The sequence below is a fragment of the Paenisporosarcina sp. OV554 genome (assembly GCF_003058165.1).
In the GTDB taxonomy this organism is placed as follows: Bacteria; Bacillota; Bacilli; order Bacillales_A; family Planococcaceae; genus Paenisporosarcina.
Map to the genome: position 1 here is coordinate 199,210 of NZ_QBUC01000004.1, position 16,718 is coordinate 215,927.

The 16,718-nt window shown below is 38.0% G+C and carries 18 protein-coding genes and 1 pseudogene; 5 read left to right on the plus strand and 14 right to left on the minus strand.

Features of this window, described 5'->3' with window-relative positions; genetic code table 11:
• Positions 1–77 precede the first annotated feature (77 nt).
• From ytpR to C8K15_RS05600, 6 genes are all read right to left on the minus strand, one after another.
• Entirely contained in the window at positions 78–683 is a 606-nt protein-coding gene (gene ytpR / locus C8K15_RS05575; RefSeq protein ID WP_108585439.1) for a YtpR family tRNA-binding protein, read from the minus strand.
• The gene (locus C8K15_RS05580) at positions 683–1,495 is read right to left on the minus strand and encodes a DUF1444 family protein (RefSeq protein ID WP_233260387.1); all 813 of its coding nucleotides are present in this window, start codon (positions 1,493–1,495) and stop codon (positions 683–685) included. Before C8K15_RS05580 ends, ytpR begins: the two co-directional genes overlap by 1 nt.
• 120 nt (positions 1,496–1,615) lie before the next feature.
• Positions 1,616–1,930, minus strand: coding sequence for a thioredoxin family protein (locus tag C8K15_RS05585; RefSeq protein ID WP_108585441.1), 315 nt, complete (start codon positions 1,928–1,930; stop codon positions 1,616–1,618).
• Positions 1,931–1,943: 13 nt separating this feature from the next.
• Positions 1,944–2,462: a hypothetical protein gene (locus tag C8K15_RS05590; RefSeq protein WP_108585442.1), complete on the minus strand. Its 519-nt coding sequence runs from the start codon at positions 2,460–2,462 to the stop codon at positions 1,944–1,946.
• 65 nt (positions 2,463–2,527) lie between these two features.
• Positions 2,528–3,058: a DUF84 family protein gene (locus tag C8K15_RS05595; RefSeq protein ID WP_108585443.1), complete on the minus strand. Its 531-nt coding sequence runs from the start codon at positions 3,056–3,058 to the stop codon at positions 2,528–2,530.
• Between the two features lie 332 nt (positions 3,059–3,390).
• A complete protein-coding gene (locus tag C8K15_RS05600) occupies positions 3,391–4,464 on the minus strand; it encodes a M42 family metallopeptidase (RefSeq protein WP_108585444.1) in 1,074 nt (357 codons plus the stop codon).
• Positions 4,465–4,632: 168 nt separating this feature from the next.
• On the opposite strand from C8K15_RS05600, the gene C8K15_RS05605 reads away from it, so the two are divergent.
• The gene (locus tag C8K15_RS05605; protein WP_108585445.1) at positions 4,633–4,947 is read left to right on the plus strand and encodes a PepSY domain-containing protein; all 315 of its coding nucleotides are present in this window, start codon (positions 4,633–4,635) and stop codon (positions 4,945–4,947) included.
• Positions 4,948–5,513: 566 nt separating this feature from the next.
• On the opposite strand, the gene C8K15_RS05615 is transcribed toward C8K15_RS05605, so the two are convergent.
• The 6 genes from C8K15_RS05615 to C8K15_RS20100 all read right to left on the minus strand — a co-directional run bounded on the left by C8K15_RS05615 (position 5,514) and on the right by C8K15_RS20100 (position 12,745).
• Positions 5,514–5,687 carry a carboxymuconolactone decarboxylase family protein gene (locus tag C8K15_RS05615; protein WP_199224066.1) on the minus strand — a complete coding sequence of 58 codons (174 nt, stop codon included), beginning with the start codon at positions 5,685–5,687 and terminating at the stop codon, positions 5,514–5,516.
• Between the two features lie 65 nt (positions 5,688–5,752).
• Positions 5,753–6,502: an ABC transporter permease gene (locus C8K15_RS05620; protein WP_108585446.1), complete on the minus strand. Its 750-nt coding sequence runs from the start codon at positions 6,500–6,502 to the stop codon at positions 5,753–5,755.
• Positions 6,503–7,264 carry an ABC transporter ATP-binding protein gene (locus C8K15_RS05625; protein WP_108585447.1) on the minus strand — a complete coding sequence of 254 codons (762 nt, stop codon included), beginning with the start codon at positions 7,262–7,264 and terminating at the stop codon, positions 6,503–6,505.
• Between the two features lie 126 nt (positions 7,265–7,390).
• Positions 7,391–7,744, minus strand: coding sequence for a DUF1048 domain-containing protein (locus C8K15_RS05630; protein ID WP_108585448.1), 354 nt, complete (start codon positions 7,742–7,744; stop codon positions 7,391–7,393).
• 72 nt (positions 7,745–7,816) lie between these two features.
• A complete protein-coding gene (locus C8K15_RS05635) occupies positions 7,817–8,137 on the minus strand; it encodes a PadR family transcriptional regulator (RefSeq protein WP_108585449.1) in 321 nt (106 codons plus the stop codon).
• 1,776 nt (positions 8,138–9,913) lie between these two features.
• On the minus strand, positions 9,914–12,745 hold the full coding sequence (locus tag C8K15_RS20100; protein ID WP_146173638.1) for an Ig-like domain-containing protein: 2,832 nt from the start codon (positions 12,743–12,745) through the stop codon (positions 9,914–9,916).
• A 701-nt stretch (positions 12,746–13,446) separates the two neighbouring features.
• On the opposite strand from C8K15_RS20100, the gene C8K15_RS05660 reads away from it, so the two are divergent.
• Together C8K15_RS05660 and C8K15_RS05665 are read left to right on the plus strand one after the other, a co-directional pair.
• Positions 13,447–13,665: a hypothetical protein gene (locus tag C8K15_RS05660; protein ID WP_108585453.1), complete on the plus strand. Its 219-nt coding sequence runs from the start codon at positions 13,447–13,449 to the stop codon at positions 13,663–13,665.
• A gap of 33 nt (positions 13,666–13,698) precedes the next feature.
• Positions 13,699–14,211, plus strand: a pseudogene (locus tag C8K15_RS05665) (VanZ family protein); the annotation flags it as partial.
• A 401-nt stretch (positions 14,212–14,612) separates the two neighbouring features.
• Here C8K15_RS05665 and C8K15_RS20235 read toward each other — a convergent pair.
• Entirely contained in the window at positions 14,613–14,759 is a 147-nt protein-coding gene (locus tag C8K15_RS20235; protein ID WP_369973709.1) for a hypothetical protein, read from the minus strand.
• Between the two features lie 143 nt (positions 14,760–14,902).
• Between C8K15_RS20235 and C8K15_RS21325 the strand changes: the two genes are divergently transcribed.
• Positions 14,903–14,965 (plus strand): hypothetical protein, encoded by a 63-nt coding sequence (locus C8K15_RS21325; protein WP_369973710.1) that lies wholly within the window; start codon positions 14,903–14,905, stop codon positions 14,963–14,965.
• Positions 14,966–15,054: 89 nt separating this feature from the next.
• Here C8K15_RS21325 and C8K15_RS05670 read toward each other — a convergent pair whose 3' ends face one another.
• A complete protein-coding gene (locus C8K15_RS05670) occupies positions 15,055–15,774 on the minus strand; it encodes a spore coat protein (RefSeq protein ID WP_108585455.1) in 720 nt (239 codons plus the stop codon).
• Between the two features lie 219 nt (positions 15,775–15,993).
• Here C8K15_RS05670 and C8K15_RS05675 point away from each other — a divergent pair, with 219 nt between their 5' ends.
• Positions 15,994–16,485 carry a hypothetical protein gene (locus C8K15_RS05675; protein WP_108585456.1) on the plus strand — a complete coding sequence of 164 codons (492 nt, stop codon included), beginning with the start codon at positions 15,994–15,996 and terminating at the stop codon, positions 16,483–16,485.
• The last annotated feature ends 233 nt before the right edge of the window (positions 16,486–16,718 follow it).

A 16,718-nucleotide genomic window follows, 5' to 3' on the forward strand; every position in this document is an offset into this window, starting at 1 on the left:
TAGATTTGATAGTAATATTGATACGACAAAAAAACCCTGCGTATTCAATTTAATGAATACACAGAGTTTTACCTAGATCATACTTGAAAAGCTGATCCTATTTCATTATGATCTTCTACTACTAAAATCCCTTTTTCCTCTGGTGCATTTGGTATAGCTAACTCTTTTGCCGAACAAATCATTCCACTTGATGCAACTCCACGGAGTTCAGCTGGTCGAATAACTAATCCAGATGGCATAACCGCTCCGATCTTAGCTACAACTACTTTTTGACCAACTTCTACATTAGGTGCTCCACAAACAATTTGAAGAGTTTCTTCCCCAACTTCGACTTGACAAACATTCAATTTATCCGCATTTGGATGTTTTTCTTTAGATGCAACGTAACCAATAACAAATTTAGGTGTAAAGTCTACCTCTAATTCTAATTCCAAATCATTTTTAGTAAGCAATTGTTGTAAAGTTTCTACGATTTCTTTTGTCACTTCAACAGATCCTGACTCTGTTAATTCTAGATATTTACTAGCATTGAAGACATTAAACGCGCCAACTTTAGCCGTTTTTGCATCTTTAATAAGTGTGATGTCACCTTTTGATTCAGTTTGTAATTCTTCAAAATTAGTTGTTGTAAGTTGAACTAAAAGTACATCCCCTACACCTTTTGTGTTGTAAAATATGTTCATTATTCTTTGTTCTCCTTTTGTACACGATTTTTGGCCATAATAAATATTGGTTCAAGTTCTCCATCTTCATAGATAAACGATAAAGATGTAATAGGCACTTTACCTACTGTAAAGAAGTGCATCGTTAATTGGGCAAGAACATCATAGCCTGCTTCATTTCGAATATCTCCGATAATTAACACATCTTGATGGGGAACAGATAATGTCATATCCCCTTCTACTTTAACTCGCATCTCTTTCAAAAATTGTTCATTTAAGATACGACTTGCATCATAACCATCGTTTGCATTAAGGAAATAGAAAATATTTCCAGTTACATGATCTTCTTTTAACTCAGTTGAAAGTTTTCTCACTTGGAATCTAGCTGCTTCTTTAACTTCTAAGTCAGTTATATTCAATTGAACTAACATGTCTACATCCAATAATCGATATGTATTCCCCAAATCCAAAGCATAGAATATACGCGTTTCAGCTGTATGGTCTGTTACAACAAAATCATGTCCTTCATTTGATTTCACAGGGAAAGACGTAGAACGGATAACAGGAAAAATATGTGAAGTTGATTTTGCTAGACCTAAGGACTCTTGTTCCATTGCTTCAAACGTTTGGCTGATGGTATAAACAACCGAGTGAATCGCTTTATCTTTACTTACTTCATATTTTGCTAATATTTCAGGAAGTGAAATCTCCATCCCTTTATTAAGTTTCGTATGATGCAATCTTACACGATCAGTCTTTTGATCATGTTGCCAAGTAAAAGAAGGATTCGGTAATTCTTGTTTTAATCGTTCAACCAATTGTTGTGGTTTCAACATGTCACGTCCTTTTCAAAATGAAACGGTTCTCACCTTTTAGGCGGAACCGCTCTATTTTTATTTTTTAAAAGTGTAGAAGCCCGTTCGAAGTAGCTGACGGATTTCTTGGACATATTTTTATAAAAGTTGAGTTAAGAAAGTTTCTACTTCTTCTTTTGTTTTGCGGTCTTTACTGACGAATCGTCCAGCTTCAATGCCATTTTTAAAGACTAGAAAACTTGGAATTCCGTAAATATCATGTTCAGCACAGATATCAATAAATTGATCACGATTAACAGAAATGAACGTGAACGATTTGTATTCCTCTTCTATTTCAGGCATAAATGGATCGATAAAATGACAATCTGGACACCAGCCGGCAGTAAATAAAAACACTACGTCTTCTGTTGCTTTTAATGCTTGAAATTCTTCAACAGATTGTAAGTCTCTCAATCAAAATCCCCCTTTAACTTTCTATTTTTACTGATCGAACAATCTTCATCATTTTCTCTATATTCGAAAGAATATTATCTTCATCAGAGATTGTCGTTAACTTTACACCGCCGATACTTGTAATGATTTCGAATTGCTCCTCACCTGATGGTAAAACAGCAATGAAACCAAAGCGATTATTTTGCTCATAAGTTTCTAACGCATAAATGTTATTTTTTTTCTCAGCTTGAACTAAATCATAAAACAAACGACTATTTTGTTTTTCGTTTGGATTAATAAATAAAACGTAAGGATTGCTATTCTTTGTTAACACGATGTTCGTGTCATCGGAATTCTCTTGTATAGAAAAACCGACTGGAACAAATAATTTTACACTTTCTACTTGCTCATTAGGTTTAGTTGGTTCATCTTGGAAAATTTCTTTTGCGGCTTTAATTCCTTCTCCTGTTTGATCCTCAGCAGAAGGTGAACAAGCAGCCAATGCCACTATTAGAAAGGGTGCGATTACAATTCGCAACCAGTTTCTTCGCATGATTTTTCCTCCATTCAATTAACACACTGTATTCTATTTTAATATGCTTCCCATATCGTTGCAACTTAAGTCATTTTATGGCTAGGATAGTCTTTGAAGTATTGACCTAATAAGAGTTTAACAATGTGTTCAAACATATCTGCTCGCTTAACGATATTGCTCGTAAAAACTCCGACAGCGCCTTCATTATGTCGTATGCCAACTTGCTCCGTATAGCGTTCCATTACGGGACCAAGTTCTTCTCCATTTCGAATAGCAAGTGCCACTTCTTGTGGTAAAGGAAGTTGTGCACCACCAGCTATATATTGTTTTCCTTTCTCTGTTTGAAGAACTCCCCAGTTACAGATGAAAAGTTGACCATCTAAGTCTTTGACTCCACCCTCAAGTCCAAAAGCCATAGTAACTTGCGCCTCGGTGTATGCTTGCCTAGCTCTATTTTTTGCACCTTGTAAAGTTTCTTCGTCCCCAAAAGGTTGTTCAGATACATTTGAAGGAACATCAAAGGAGATGAAGTCGGGATCGTGAATAAGTTGTAAACATATACTTTGCACTGCTTTATTTTTAGCTTGATTTTTTGTTCCAATGGCTATTTTAATATTGAGAACCCCCTATGCTTTGGCATTAAAAAAGCGGAGAGTGCCTTAAAGTTCGACACCATGAAATGTGGACCTGGCCTCTCAAATCTGGAAACTTCTGTCTTTCTCCAGAGGAATGGTGTCCTCCTCCACGCGAATAGTCGGAAACGTTACGTGAGTGGTCGAAAACCTAAGTTGAATGGTCGGAAACCTCCATTGAGTGGTTGAAAAATCACGTTGAGTGGTCGAAAATCCGCAGTGAGTGGGCGGAAACCAATCCCTAAGTTCGAAGGAGTAGCTTAACTATACTTACTATCTTATTTCACAAAAAAAGCGCCTTTTCAGGCACTTTTTTAAACGTTTTGACGAATGGTATCAAGTGTTGTTTTATCCGCTGATCTTACAAGTTTTACAATTAATTCTTTTGCAGCTGCATAATCATCTGTATGGATGATAGAGCCCGCTGTGTGAATGTATCTTGAACAAATTCCTACAACTGCACTTGGCACACCTTCATTTGTCATATGAACACGGCCAGCGTCAGTTCCACCTTGTGAAATGAAATATTGATATGGAATATTATGAGTTTCAGCAGTATCTAAAACAAATTCACGCATCCCACGATGAGTAATCATTGATCGATCATAAATGCGTAATAATGTTCCTTTTCCAAGTTGACCAAATTCTGTTTTAGATCCTGACATATCATTTGCAGGGCTAGCATCTAAAGCAAAGAACAAATCTGGTTTTATTAAAGTTGCAGCTGTTTGAGCTCCTCTTAATCCTACTTCTTCCATTACATTGGCACCTGAATATAACGTATTCGGTAATATCTCGTCCTTAAGCTCTTTCAGTAACTCGATTGCAAGTCCACATCCATAGCGATTATCCCAAGCTTTAGCTAATATTTTTTTATTATTTGCCATTGGGGTAAAAGGACAAATCGGAACAATTTGTTGTCCTGGTTGAATGCCGATTTTCAAAGCATCGTCTAAATCATCTGCACCTATATCAATTAACATATTTTTAATATCCATTGGTTTGTTGCGCACTTCATCACTTAATAAATGAGGTGGAATTGAACCAATAACCCCAATTACAGGACCATTTTCAGTAATAATTTCCACACGTTGTGCAAGTAACACTTGGCTCCACCAACCACCTAAAGGTTGGAATCGTATCATTCCATTTTCCGTGATTTGTGTCACCATAAAACCTACTTCATCCATATGACCCGCAACCATGATGCGAGGACCATAATCGTCCCCTTTTTTTAATCCAAAAATTCCACCTAAGTGGTCTTGAACGATTTCATCAGAGTATTTTTCTAGTTCACTTCTCATAAACTTTCTCATAGCATGTTCATTACCAGGAGCTCCAGGAAGTTCAGTTAGCGTTTTAAATAATTGTAGTGTTTCTGAGTTCAAAGTTATATCCCCCTAAGTACTTGCATTCTTTCATATTGTAGTTGATTTTTCTGAACATTTCCACCTGTTATTTCGCAATTCGAATTAATTAATTCTGAAAAGTAAACTCTGTTTGTACATGCAACTTATGATAAACTGAAAAAAACCGATGCATTAGGAGGTATGTTAATGAAGAAGAGAGATTTACTGATTGGGTTTTCTACGGGTGTGGCAGCAGGTTTTTTAATCCGGGAAGTTGCTCATAGAATCGAACCAACAAAACCAGCAGAACTTGTTTTACATGGTATAAAACAATCGTTTAAAGCAGAAGGTCCGATTGATGGATCTTGGATTTACATGAAGACAGAACCTTTTAATCGTCAAGCCGTTTCCACAGATGTTTACCGTGGTGGTATATCACGCGTTCGTGAAGGTGAAATCGAACAATTTGAATTTTTTGCCGATGCACGAACCGGTACAGTTGTAGATTTAATTAAATTATAAATGAAAGCGATCCCTGGTGAAAAAGAGATCGCTTTTTTTGTTATATCAAGTTTGGGCAATTATGGGGCAGAAATTCCTCGTCTGCATTAGACTACACCCTACTGTACCATTGACCGGAGAACGAAGGAGCTTTCCTAAGTCTGGTTTCCGTCCTTAGCTACCTGGAAATCTGAGTACCTTTTTTTGTTACCATTTGGAAACGACAGAATCGACACCTTGAATCTATAAAGTAACCTGCCAAAGATGCAATTTTGGCAGGTCCGTTCATTTTTCATGATTTAGTGCGAAGCTTATTTTCTTTGATACTCATCATCTAAAAGCTTTGTTAAATAATATTGTGGATATATAAAAGGACCACTTTAAGGCTGTTTTTATTGTGTTCTTATTGAACTAAAGCCCCCGTTAGTTATATAGGATTTAGTAGGATTTATTATTAAAACAACATCACAAATGAACTTACCTTCGTTTCTTAAATATACTTTTGTTTCAGTAAAACCTTTTCGCTTTGGTTAACGCATTTTCACAAAAACAACGTCATCTTATACTGTCAATTATATCTATGGGCTTTATTCTTTTGATTTCTCCTCCTGCGAAAGAGCACTACCCGCTGTAAATTCTTCTAAAGTATGCATGGCAATCCTCGCGTTGGGATAAGTGATCGAGCTGCCACTAATCACACCAATTTTGAGGGGTTCCATGATTTCATCGATGGTTGCCCCGGCATTTAAGCAGCCTTCCATGTGATAGCAAATGCATTCATCTTCAGTGGCTGACTATTGATATGGCTAATCCCATAATGGTGTACTTACCCTAACTGGCGTTTAAATTGTTTATTGGCGAAGAAGTAAGCGACGACCATGATGCCAACGCACCAGGCAAGCGCGATCCAGATACCGTTGCCAACAGACCCTTCATACAAGAGGGCACGAATCGCATTCACGATTGAAGTCACGGGCTGGTTCTCAGCGAACGCACGAACAATTTTAGGCATGGTTTCGGTGGGGACAAAGGCCGAACTGATAAACGGCAGGAAAATCAGCGGGTACGAGTAGGCTGTCGCCCCTTCCATAGACCCCGCTGTCAATCCGGGAATGACCGCCAGCCATGTCAGCGCCAGCGTAAACAGCCCGAGTATCCCAGCTACCGCGAGCCAATCCAGGATACCAGCGCTGGAACGGAAGCCCATCAAGAGCGCGACGAGGATAACCACCACGATAGTAAGCGCATTGGAAACAAGCGAGGTCAACACGTGAGCCCACAATACCGACGAGCGCTTGATGGGCATGGTAATGAAACGCGCCATCAGCCCGCTCTTTACATCCGTAAACAGCCGCACGGAAGTGTAAGCGACGCCGGATGCGATAGCCATCAGCAAGATTCCCGGCAATAAATAATTGACGTAGTTGTCCGTGCCTGTCTCTATGGCGCCGCCAAATACGTAGACAAACAGCAGCAGCATCATAATCGGCGTAATCGCCACCGTGATAATCGTATCCGGGCTGCGCATGATGTTGCGCATTAAACGCCCTAGTAATACCCCTGTTTTGCTTTTCATTTACATCTCCTCCTTTTTGCCGATGATCGCGAGGTAAATTTCTTCCAATGTCGGCTGCTTCTCGATGTACTCCACTTTCGCTGGCGGGAACATCTCCTTGAGTTCGGTAAGGGTACCGGTCGTGATGATTTTTCCGCCATGCAGGATGGCGATACGGTCCGCCAGTTGTTCGGCTTCCTCCAGGTACTGGGTCGTCAGCAAGATGGTCGTGCCGCCGCCGGCAAGCTCCTTGACGGTTTCCCAGACTTCAATCCGCGCTTCAGGGTCAAGACCTGTCGTCGGTTCGTCGAGAAAAATGACTGCTGGCGTCCCGATCAGGCTCATGGCGATGTCAAGCCGGCGCTTCATCCCGCCGGAATATTTGTCTGCCCGGCGGTTGGCCGCATCGGTCAGGCTGAATCTTGCAAGCAAATTGTCGGCGACTTGAGCGGGATTGGAAACTCCCCGCAACTTGGCGATCATCATCAGGTTTTCCCGCCCGGTGAGCATGCCGTCTAAAGCTGCGAACTGCCCTGTCAGGCTGATGCTCTGGCGAACATGATCCGGTTGACGCTGGACGTCAAAGCCGCAAATACCTACTTCGCCGCCATCGGCCTTCATCAGCGTCGAGAGGATGTTGACCGTCGTCGTCTTGCCCGCTCCATTTGAGCCCAGCAGTGCGAAAATTTCGCCACGCCGCACCTCAAAATCCACCCCCTTTAAGACTTCCTTGTCTTTAAAGGATTTTTTTAACCCTTTTACAGAAATCGCTGCATTGCTCATACTTTTTTCCTCCTATACTCTTCTACTTAGTCTGACTGATAATCTGTATAACTTATTACCAGGTTAAAAATATAACTGAATAGCGAAGGTGGCAATTCACATTTGTAACCAGCTATTCAGTCGGTATTATCTATTGAATTTATTTTTTCCCAATCGCTTCATGATACTCTGATTCAAATCTTCATGATACTTGGCGACATAGGTTTTAGCGTTTGCCACTAGTTCGTCGGCAAAGGACGCCACGTCGGCCCCAGTGATTTCCAGCACTTGTCTGCCTTCCGCCGCACCGGCTTCGAACAACTCGATTAATTCATACTGAATGTGTAGCATATCCATCCCGTTGCCCGCTGAGAAATTCCACATGTAGTTTTGAATTTTCTTAAATACAAACTGGTAGTCCTCTGGCAGGACTTCAACCCGTGCCATCATCATCTTGTATTCTTTTTTATCACCAATCATTTTTTTGAACATTTCCATCATGTTATTTTTCCTCCTTTTTTAATAAAGCTGAACAAGACACTCCAAAAATATCGTACGGAATATCTTATGAAGCTAGATTGACTTTAAGACGTTGATTTTTGATGATACAAAATCCCATTTTTTCCAAAACAATTCAAGTTCCTGGCGGCCAGCCTCATTAAGTGAGTAAAACTTGCGGGGTGGCCCCATATCTGACGGTTTCTTTTCTATGTTCACCAGTTTTTTCTTTTCTAATCGCACGAGGATGGTGTAGACCGTCCCTTCCACGACTTCAGTAAACCCAAGCTCGTTCAGGCGGCGGGTTATCTCATAGCCATAGGTTTCACGGCGGCTGATGATTTCCAGCACGCAGCCTTCCAGCGAACCCTTCAGCATTTCAGTTAAATTTTCCATGTTCAGAGCCTCCTCTACTTTGTCTGACTTATATTCAGCATAACTTAGTACTAAGGGAAATTTTTACTGAATAGCTTTTGGGAAATCATGCTATTCAGTATTGCTTATTACACGTACATTGTAACACTGAGTAGCGGAGGTGTCAACTATTTTTCTTAAAAATATTTTTGCAACCTCACTATTCAGTGGTGAAGATATCCAGTGTGACTTACTACAGGTATATCGTAACACGTAGTAGTCGGACTGTCAACTGGATTTTCTAAATATTTTTAAAACCAGCTATCTCTATTGGATACAGCCGATTTTCTTTATGGAGCTTTTACTTCCTCCTATGCTTCTTTCAAAATGATTACACCGCGGATCATTCCCATCCAACAGCTGTACATGTAGGTTCCCGGTTTCTCTGGTGTGAAAACGATGAGGTTTTCTCCTACTTCCAGTGACCAATTCCTTCCGAAGAAATGTTAAAGAGTATTCCCAAAATGAAAGAAGAACTTCGTAGACTAATGTTCTTAATAATCTCAGCAGAAAAGTAAACGTTTATTATGCGTTCCTGCAAGATGTGGGGACGTTTTTCTTTTTGGGTTCACGGGAGCTTTAGTAAAATAACTGAGGATTATTAATGTAACTCCTTCGCGTTCTTCACTTTTCCACTATCGGGTGCGATTATGAAATAACTCTTAGATTTAAACGACTTTATTGTTATATTTTTAAGTGCGGTGAAGTAATCTACATCAAAAATTAAATAACTTTATTGTCACTCTACAAATAAAAAACCTTGATTTTTTTACACTAAGCAGAAAATCAAGGTTTTTACTTCCAAAAATATCTTAGCCTATAAAATTCGTGTTTCTTTAATTTTTTTGTATATCGTAGATATGGAAATAAAAGTAAGCCTATGACCCATTTTTACACGTATCTCGGCTGAACCCCGATCACTTATACATCATATATTGACAAAACTCACGGATTAGGAAGTGATCGCCTTCGTCCGAATCAGAAGAGGAAATGAAAAAAGTCCTCCTTGTCAAGAAGGACAAAAAATGATAAAAGTTCTGGACACAGTGGAACCAGAACTTAATCCAGTTTCGTAAAGTGTTATAAACTCACCAAAGTGACATCAATATAAATAAACCAATAGCTCCGGCAAACAAATAGGAATATCCAAGTATAGAACCATTTCTATTTTTAATTTTCTTGAAAAGTAAAAAATAAAGCCCTAACCCAATAATAATTATTGTTAATACGAGACCCATAATATTAAATAGCATCATTTAAAACCATAGAACAGTGCTTTTGCCCATTCCCTAATTTTACTTTTTCCTTCTTTTGTCATCTTGTGGCCTCCTGGCTTCTTTCAAAATAGTATTCTTCAATATAGCCGATAATTCCTTCTTCAACTAACCTGCCCCGTTAGTCGAACAAGAACCTGGATGTTCACTCTGCAAATTATCGATTCGACCAACTGAACCTACTGTCAATGTAACAAAACTTAGGAGTTAATGAACACCCCATATTTACAGTGTTTTCTGAGGGTTAACTCTTTCATTAATGTTCAAAAACTCGTTCAACAATCTAAGTTCAGTAACCGATACGATACTAAATTTAGGTGCGCGACTGAATGTCTTAAAGACTTTATGTAAGTGTTTTTATTTGTCCTTTCATTTTCAACTTTATTTATTGACTACTTCCCAAACTGAAAAAACCAAAGGCGCGAAAACGCCAATGGTTTTAATCTACGCAAAAAAGGAAAGGAGTTTCTGCTCCTTTCCCATTTTAATAAACCTTTACTGTTCTTGTTGCACTAATTAAACCTTTTGCATCCTTTGCCGATACATATAAATAGGTTCCAGCTTTTTGCTTTGGTATGGTTACTTTAAAGTTCCCATAGATATTTGCTTTCGACGTATAAACTTTCGTACCGATTTTTACTGCGACAACTGCATACTTTTCAGTTTTTCCGGTAACGGAGGTTGAGTAATATCTTACAGGATTCACAACCGGTATATTCGGTGCGACTCGAGTAACCGTTAAGGATCGTGTATTACTAACCTTTCCAGCTGCGGTTGAAGTTACCTTGATTGAATTCCCGCTGTTTTGAATCGGGATGGCCACTTTGAAATTGCCAACACTATCTGCTTTAGCGCTGTAAGACTTTGTGCCAATCAGAACGGTTACAACAGCATACTTTTCGGTTATTCCGGTAACCGCGGCCAATTTATTGTTGACTACGTTAACAACCGGGACATTCGGAGCAACCCTAGTAACAAGCATTTTCTTCGATAAGCTGATGTTTCCTGCTGCATCCTTCGCCGTGATGCTCAATTCAACGCCGCTGTTTTGAGTAGGTATCTTGACCGTGAACTTTCCATAAGAGTCAGCAATGCTGCTATATGATGAAGTCCCAGCTTTCACGATAACCGTGGCTGCTTTTTCGCTTACCCCTGTTACTGTGGTCGATTTGTTTGTTACCGTATTAACCACCGGAATATTTGGAGCAATTCTTGTAACGGCCACCTTTTTGGACAGACTTTGGTTCTGTGCGAGATCGGTTGAAGTAACGAAAATCGCTGTTCCACTATTTTGAACAGGGATTATTATTTTAAAAATGCCATTTACATCAGCAGTGGTGCTGTAATTTTTACTACCTATAACAGAGTTAACGGTTGCTCCAGCTTCCGTTTTCCCCGTGATTTCGGCTGCTTTATTGGTAACCGGATTAACTGATGGTTCTGACGGTGGAGTTTTATCGATTACCGTTGTAGTAACGATTGGACTCACATTATTTTCAGCATCGCTTGCAATCACATTTAAGACTGTACCTGCTTTTTGCAGTGCGATCGGTATTGTAAAACTTCCATCCTCTTTCGCGTAGCCTTCAGCGACAAAGTCCTCACCCTTCGTAATGGTAATCTTTGCTCCGGCTTCCGTGTTGCCGATGACTTCCTTCGATGCATCTGATACATGATAAACATCCGAAAGCAGCAACCATGGCGCTGTAGCATCCTTCACTGTTAATTGAACTGATTCACTTCTATTGTTGACCAGGTCTTCAGCAAAAACTTCAATCACCGTTCCGGCTGCTTGTGGCTGAAAATTAATTGAAAACGTACCATCTACCGTATAGTAAGATCCAATGACCGTTTCTTTTGCGACAAGTTTAATAATCGACCCTTTATCCGTAACACCACTAATATTGGTCGTTTGGTCCGTTATTTCATTGGTTAAAAGCTGAGGTACTGATGGAGGCGTTCGATCCACCACTGTTACATACGTTGCCTCGCTAATATTGTCTGACGCATCTGTTGCAGTCACAGATACTTGTGTATTTGCCTTTAATTTTCCAATCGCAATCGAAAAATTACCATTTTCATCTGAAACATCCGTACCAATAGATACATCTGCGACCATTGCCTTAACGGTGGATAATGGCTCCGCTGTACCTGTAATTTCTACTGTGTTATCAGTCACTTCATTTACGACAGTGGCTTCTGGTGGTGTTTCATCTAAAACAGTCACTGTGAAGCTTGAGCTGGTTCTGTTGTAACTATCTCTTGCCTTAATCGTTAATTCTGTTCCTCCCCTTTGGAGTTCGATTGGAATTTGGAAGCTTCCATCTATAAGTGAATACCCCTCGCCGATCTTCACATCAGCATGGTAAATTTCTACAAGGCTGTCCGCATCGGTCATGCCGCTCACCGATTGATCACGATCACTAACATTTGCTACAAACGGTGCTTCCAAATTTCCTAAAGGGTAGCTGTTATCAAACGGTTTATAAGAAACCGTAATAATGTCTAACTTGTCACGATAGTTAATATTATCATTTACATCGGCAATCCCTTGATTAATCCGTTTATTATCTGTCACGCCCCAATAATTATTTTTTCCATCAAAAAGGATCCCTTTATATCCAGAGATGTCCACCTTCAGTCGAGGGTAACCGAAGAAATTGTTTTCGTTAATAAAAATGTTAGCATTTCCACCGTCAGGTTCTCTACTGGTCAGCTTTATATCTGGAGTACGATAGTCTAGTGGATTGATGAAAGTGTTATTTTGAATAATAATTTTCCCAGGTCCATTGTTAACATTTAGAGTTGCTTTTTGGCTAAAAAAGTTATGTTCAATGATTGAATCCAAAATCGATGACGAAAGGGAGATGGAACCATTTCGATACTGGTTATGACGAAGGGTAACATTATTCTTAATTGTGGTAATCAGAAAGCCGCCATTGTATTTTGATTGATGAAAATGATCCGCATATTCAATTTGAATCGTGCTGTTATTAAAAGCACTGCCCTGTACATAGACATCCTGTAATAGGATCCGCTCTTGTTCGGTGCCGACAGCGTGCAATTTGCCTTTAACCGATATCCATGACCCATTTTGCCCTATCAACTGCACCCCAGGCTCAATCGTCAGCGTGACTCCAGGATAGATATCTATAATACCTGTTTGATAATAAGGCGATCCCTCTTTCGTTAAGACTCGGTCTTCGTTGATTACACCGAAAATGGTGCTGCCTGTTGTCGTTTCAGCTTGATTTTTTGCTGGGAAAAACGAAAATAGTAAAAGAAAAGCTAGCAAAAGTTGAAGGTGTTTTTTCATTGGTTTTCTCCTTGATTTTTTTTATTTATTATCTTTATTTTCACTACTATCCTGCTATTTCACAAGATTATTTTCCTTTTTTTACCACAGAAAAATTATACAACATCATTTTAGTTCTTTGAGTAACAAAGTTTTATTTCACTTTGACATTAATAATATCAAAAAAGATCACTTAGTAAATAATTTGGTCCGACAAAAAACCCTTGCCACAAACCAACAAGGGATTAATTATTCACTATCTAAGATTAGCCTATTTTATTTAACTAATGTGTTCAGTTAGTAAAAGAAGAAAATAGATTTAGCTACAAGAGATCATCCGTTTCACATTTATGCTATGGCTGAACCAGGTTGTATAGCGCATACATCCTAGGTTGACATAACACCACGACTCGGAAGTTAGCCCCACCGAACCAACCCTTAAGGTTTCTCATTTCTTCCTCTTTTCACCGAACTATCCGGTATTCACGAAATATACATCGTTGAGTTGACGGGTTTTTGGCGGTTTCGCTTTTCCTTTCCTATGAATAAATATTCAATATATTTTTATGAGAATATTTCATATTATGACAAAAAAAGATAATTTTTGTAAATGTATTGTTTTCTAATTATTATATCATTATACTAAAATTACCATCAAAAATGGAGTTGATTGAGAAAAGGTAATTATTTTTACAAGGGAAAAAATTACAAAGATTTTCGGCATGCATATTATAACTGCTATTATGATGATGCCAATAGCTGTACAAGCTGCTACAAAAAGTTTTACATTCGATATGACACACCAATTATATATTGGAACATACACATCTACTAAAGGTAGTGTAACTGGTACTGTTAATATGACTAGTTGGGGTGGAGATAATTACTTCCCAATTCATGTTTATGAAAAACAAGCTGGTTCAGGTAGTTTGGATTACTAATCGTAAAAGTTTTAGAAGGGCTGGATTTATAATATGTTCAATGCTTTATATCCTAGTATAATTATTATTTCTTTCTTTCTTTTGTTCTTTGGTTATAGATTTATCAGGGGTTATATTTCTGTTCTTCATTTTCTATATTGGATAATTTTTTCTGTCTATACTGCTAGTCTAGTAGTGTATACATTGTTTCCATTCCCATACCAAAAAGAGTTAATTGAAATTATGATAGAGGATAATTTGGGGATGAAGAATAATTTCATTCCATTTAAAGCATTTGTAGATGCAATGAATTATGGTTCTCTTACAATTGCTATAAAACAAATTGGGGGTAATATTTTATTGTTCATGCCCCTAGGCTTTGCCCTACCAATTCTTTTTCCAGTAATAAAAAAGGGTAAAGTTATTGTAATTGGTTTCACAGTAAGTTTAATTATTGAATCAACACAAGCTATAGCTAGTCTTTTTCTTGGTTATAATTATAGAAGTTTCGATATTGATGATTTAATTATGAATACTTTAGGAACAGTAATTGGTTTGCTAATATTTAATCTACTTTCTAACTTTTTAAAACAATCAGGATTACTAATAAGTAGAGAAACTAAAATTTAAATTCACACTCAGAAGAACTTGTTCTTTTTAGGTACTCCTAAAAAAAATGGTAGTGCAGACCATAGCATTGGTTTGCACTACTATTTTTTATATAGAAAAGACGAAAAATAGGCCGATGTCTTTTTAGTGTTTCGAACCCATCTATAAAACCGACCTACTTCACTGTCCTTATTTGAATCGAAGCACCTCAGTCCAATGCAACGCATTATTTACGACTGGAAGTCGCCCAAAAACACCCGATTTTTTCAGGGTGTGTAGATGGGCACTCGTCAAAACTTCGATGAATCTATACTCAAAGAAAATAGAATCTTATACGAATAAAAAAAGAGCAGCAAAAGCTACTCCGTTTTCATCAACTCTTCAATTTCTTCAGGGGACTTACCAAGACTTTCGAGCAATGTACGCTTCCTCTCCTGATCTTCTTCAGTTTCTACTGTCGCCACTATCTCGTCTTTTGATTTCTTTCTTTCGTTAAACAAATGCACGAAAAAAGGAAACGCTATTTAGAGGGGGGTAAATACATCGTCACTTGGACATTTAGTGACACTTGCAGACCCAGAAAGCTACAATGTGAAATATAAACAATGGAATTGGAAAGACAACGGAACTTACAAGTCGTATCGGTTTTTTGATTCAATCATGTGGCACTCCATCGAAAATCCTTTTAGTGACTTTCACGAAATTTTGTTAAGCTGTTTCCATTCGAATTAAAAAACCTTATTTTCTTATGGTACGGTTCCCCGTGATGTATCTAAATGAGGTTTTTATAAATTTGATATCCTAATATCCCAAAATAGCAACATACTGATTTTGCAAAACAAACCTATTATCCAACCATGCTAAAGTATTCAAAACAAACCCTAAAGAATCAGCATTATATCTCCCAGCAATTTTCTGATAGGCCAATAGCTCATACCGTTTATTTAAATCAAAATCTACAGGATATAAACCACTAAGAGGATTTACAAATCCAGTAATAGGACTCTTCAGTTTGCCATTTTCATCATATATTTCATTTAAATACTCGATGTCTTTTGTTGAGATGTCTATAATGTACTTTTTATTATTTATCATGCTAACAACTTCCACTTTGTAATAATCTTGATAAGTAACCTCATATTGGTACTGCTCATTATATACATTAAAATCAAATAATAATTGTGCTGTATTATCCACAAAGGAATAAATATAATGGTACATAATTCCACCACTACCACCTGTAGCAATACTTATGAAAATATCATCTACTCCATTCCCAGTAAAATCCCCCAAGAATACAGTAGGATTGTAGCCTGCATTTTCACGAAGTGGGACACTTGTTAACTCGCCAGATCTTCCATCTTGAACGAGCAGGGTGATATTTTGAATAAATGGACTAGCTGGAGTCATTATACCGGTTAAATAGACATTATCAGGTACTCTATCCCCAGTTACATCTCCACGTGCAAACGAAACTACATTCGGAGGATTTATATTCGTCCTAGCGTAATAATTATACATAACATGCTCCTTTACATAATACCTATAATCATCATTTTCCTACGTTCTAAAAGAATTCCAGCTACTGTTTGTTACTATTTATTAAGTAATATCTATTCGTTAGAAACATAAAATTTGTAAGGCTAACAGAAATTTCTTTCAAGACATTGCATAACTCCTCAGCTCCAGTTTCTAAAGAATTCAATTTCGTTAATTATTCACCAAAATGGAGGGAATTAAATGAAAAAATTCAGTTCTATTTATGGTACGGTTACCATGATTCAAGAGTATTCAGTAGGTTCAGATGAGGAATTAAATGGGTGTTTTAAATTAATGTCCTTATTAAGAGGAGATGGTTCGATAGTAAATTTCGTTATTAGTCCAACAACCTATTTTCTTGGCCATGTGATGGTTTCAATCGGAGACCGTGTAACTGGTTTTTATGATGTCAATGTACCTGTTATTCTTATTTACCCACCACAATATCAAGCTCTCATTATCGAAAAGGATAATGCCTATCAAAATGTAAAGGTAGACTATTTTGACAGTCAACTGGTGAGTAGCGATGGTCACTTGCAATTAAATATTTCCAATTATACCCCGATATTATTACCGAACGATCAAACCTTCACCTTAAATCCTGCAAACCGAAATTTACTTGTTGTATATGGTCCTACCACAATGAGCATACCAGCCCAAACCACTCCCTATAAAATTATTGTTATGTGTTGAAAAAAAAGTTAGGCACCATAAATGTATGATACGGTTCCATAACTCATTGATGATGGGACAATTTCGACGTTGACACTCAGCATCATACTAGAGGGCTCTTTTTCTTTCAAGATGGCACAAATCCTTCTAACAGGAATGCTGCCCCGTTAGTTGAACAAGATATATTCAGATTTTTTTATAAACAGATTCTCGATAACCCATGAATCCTTGTTTTTTGTAAAAGTTTTTTGCTC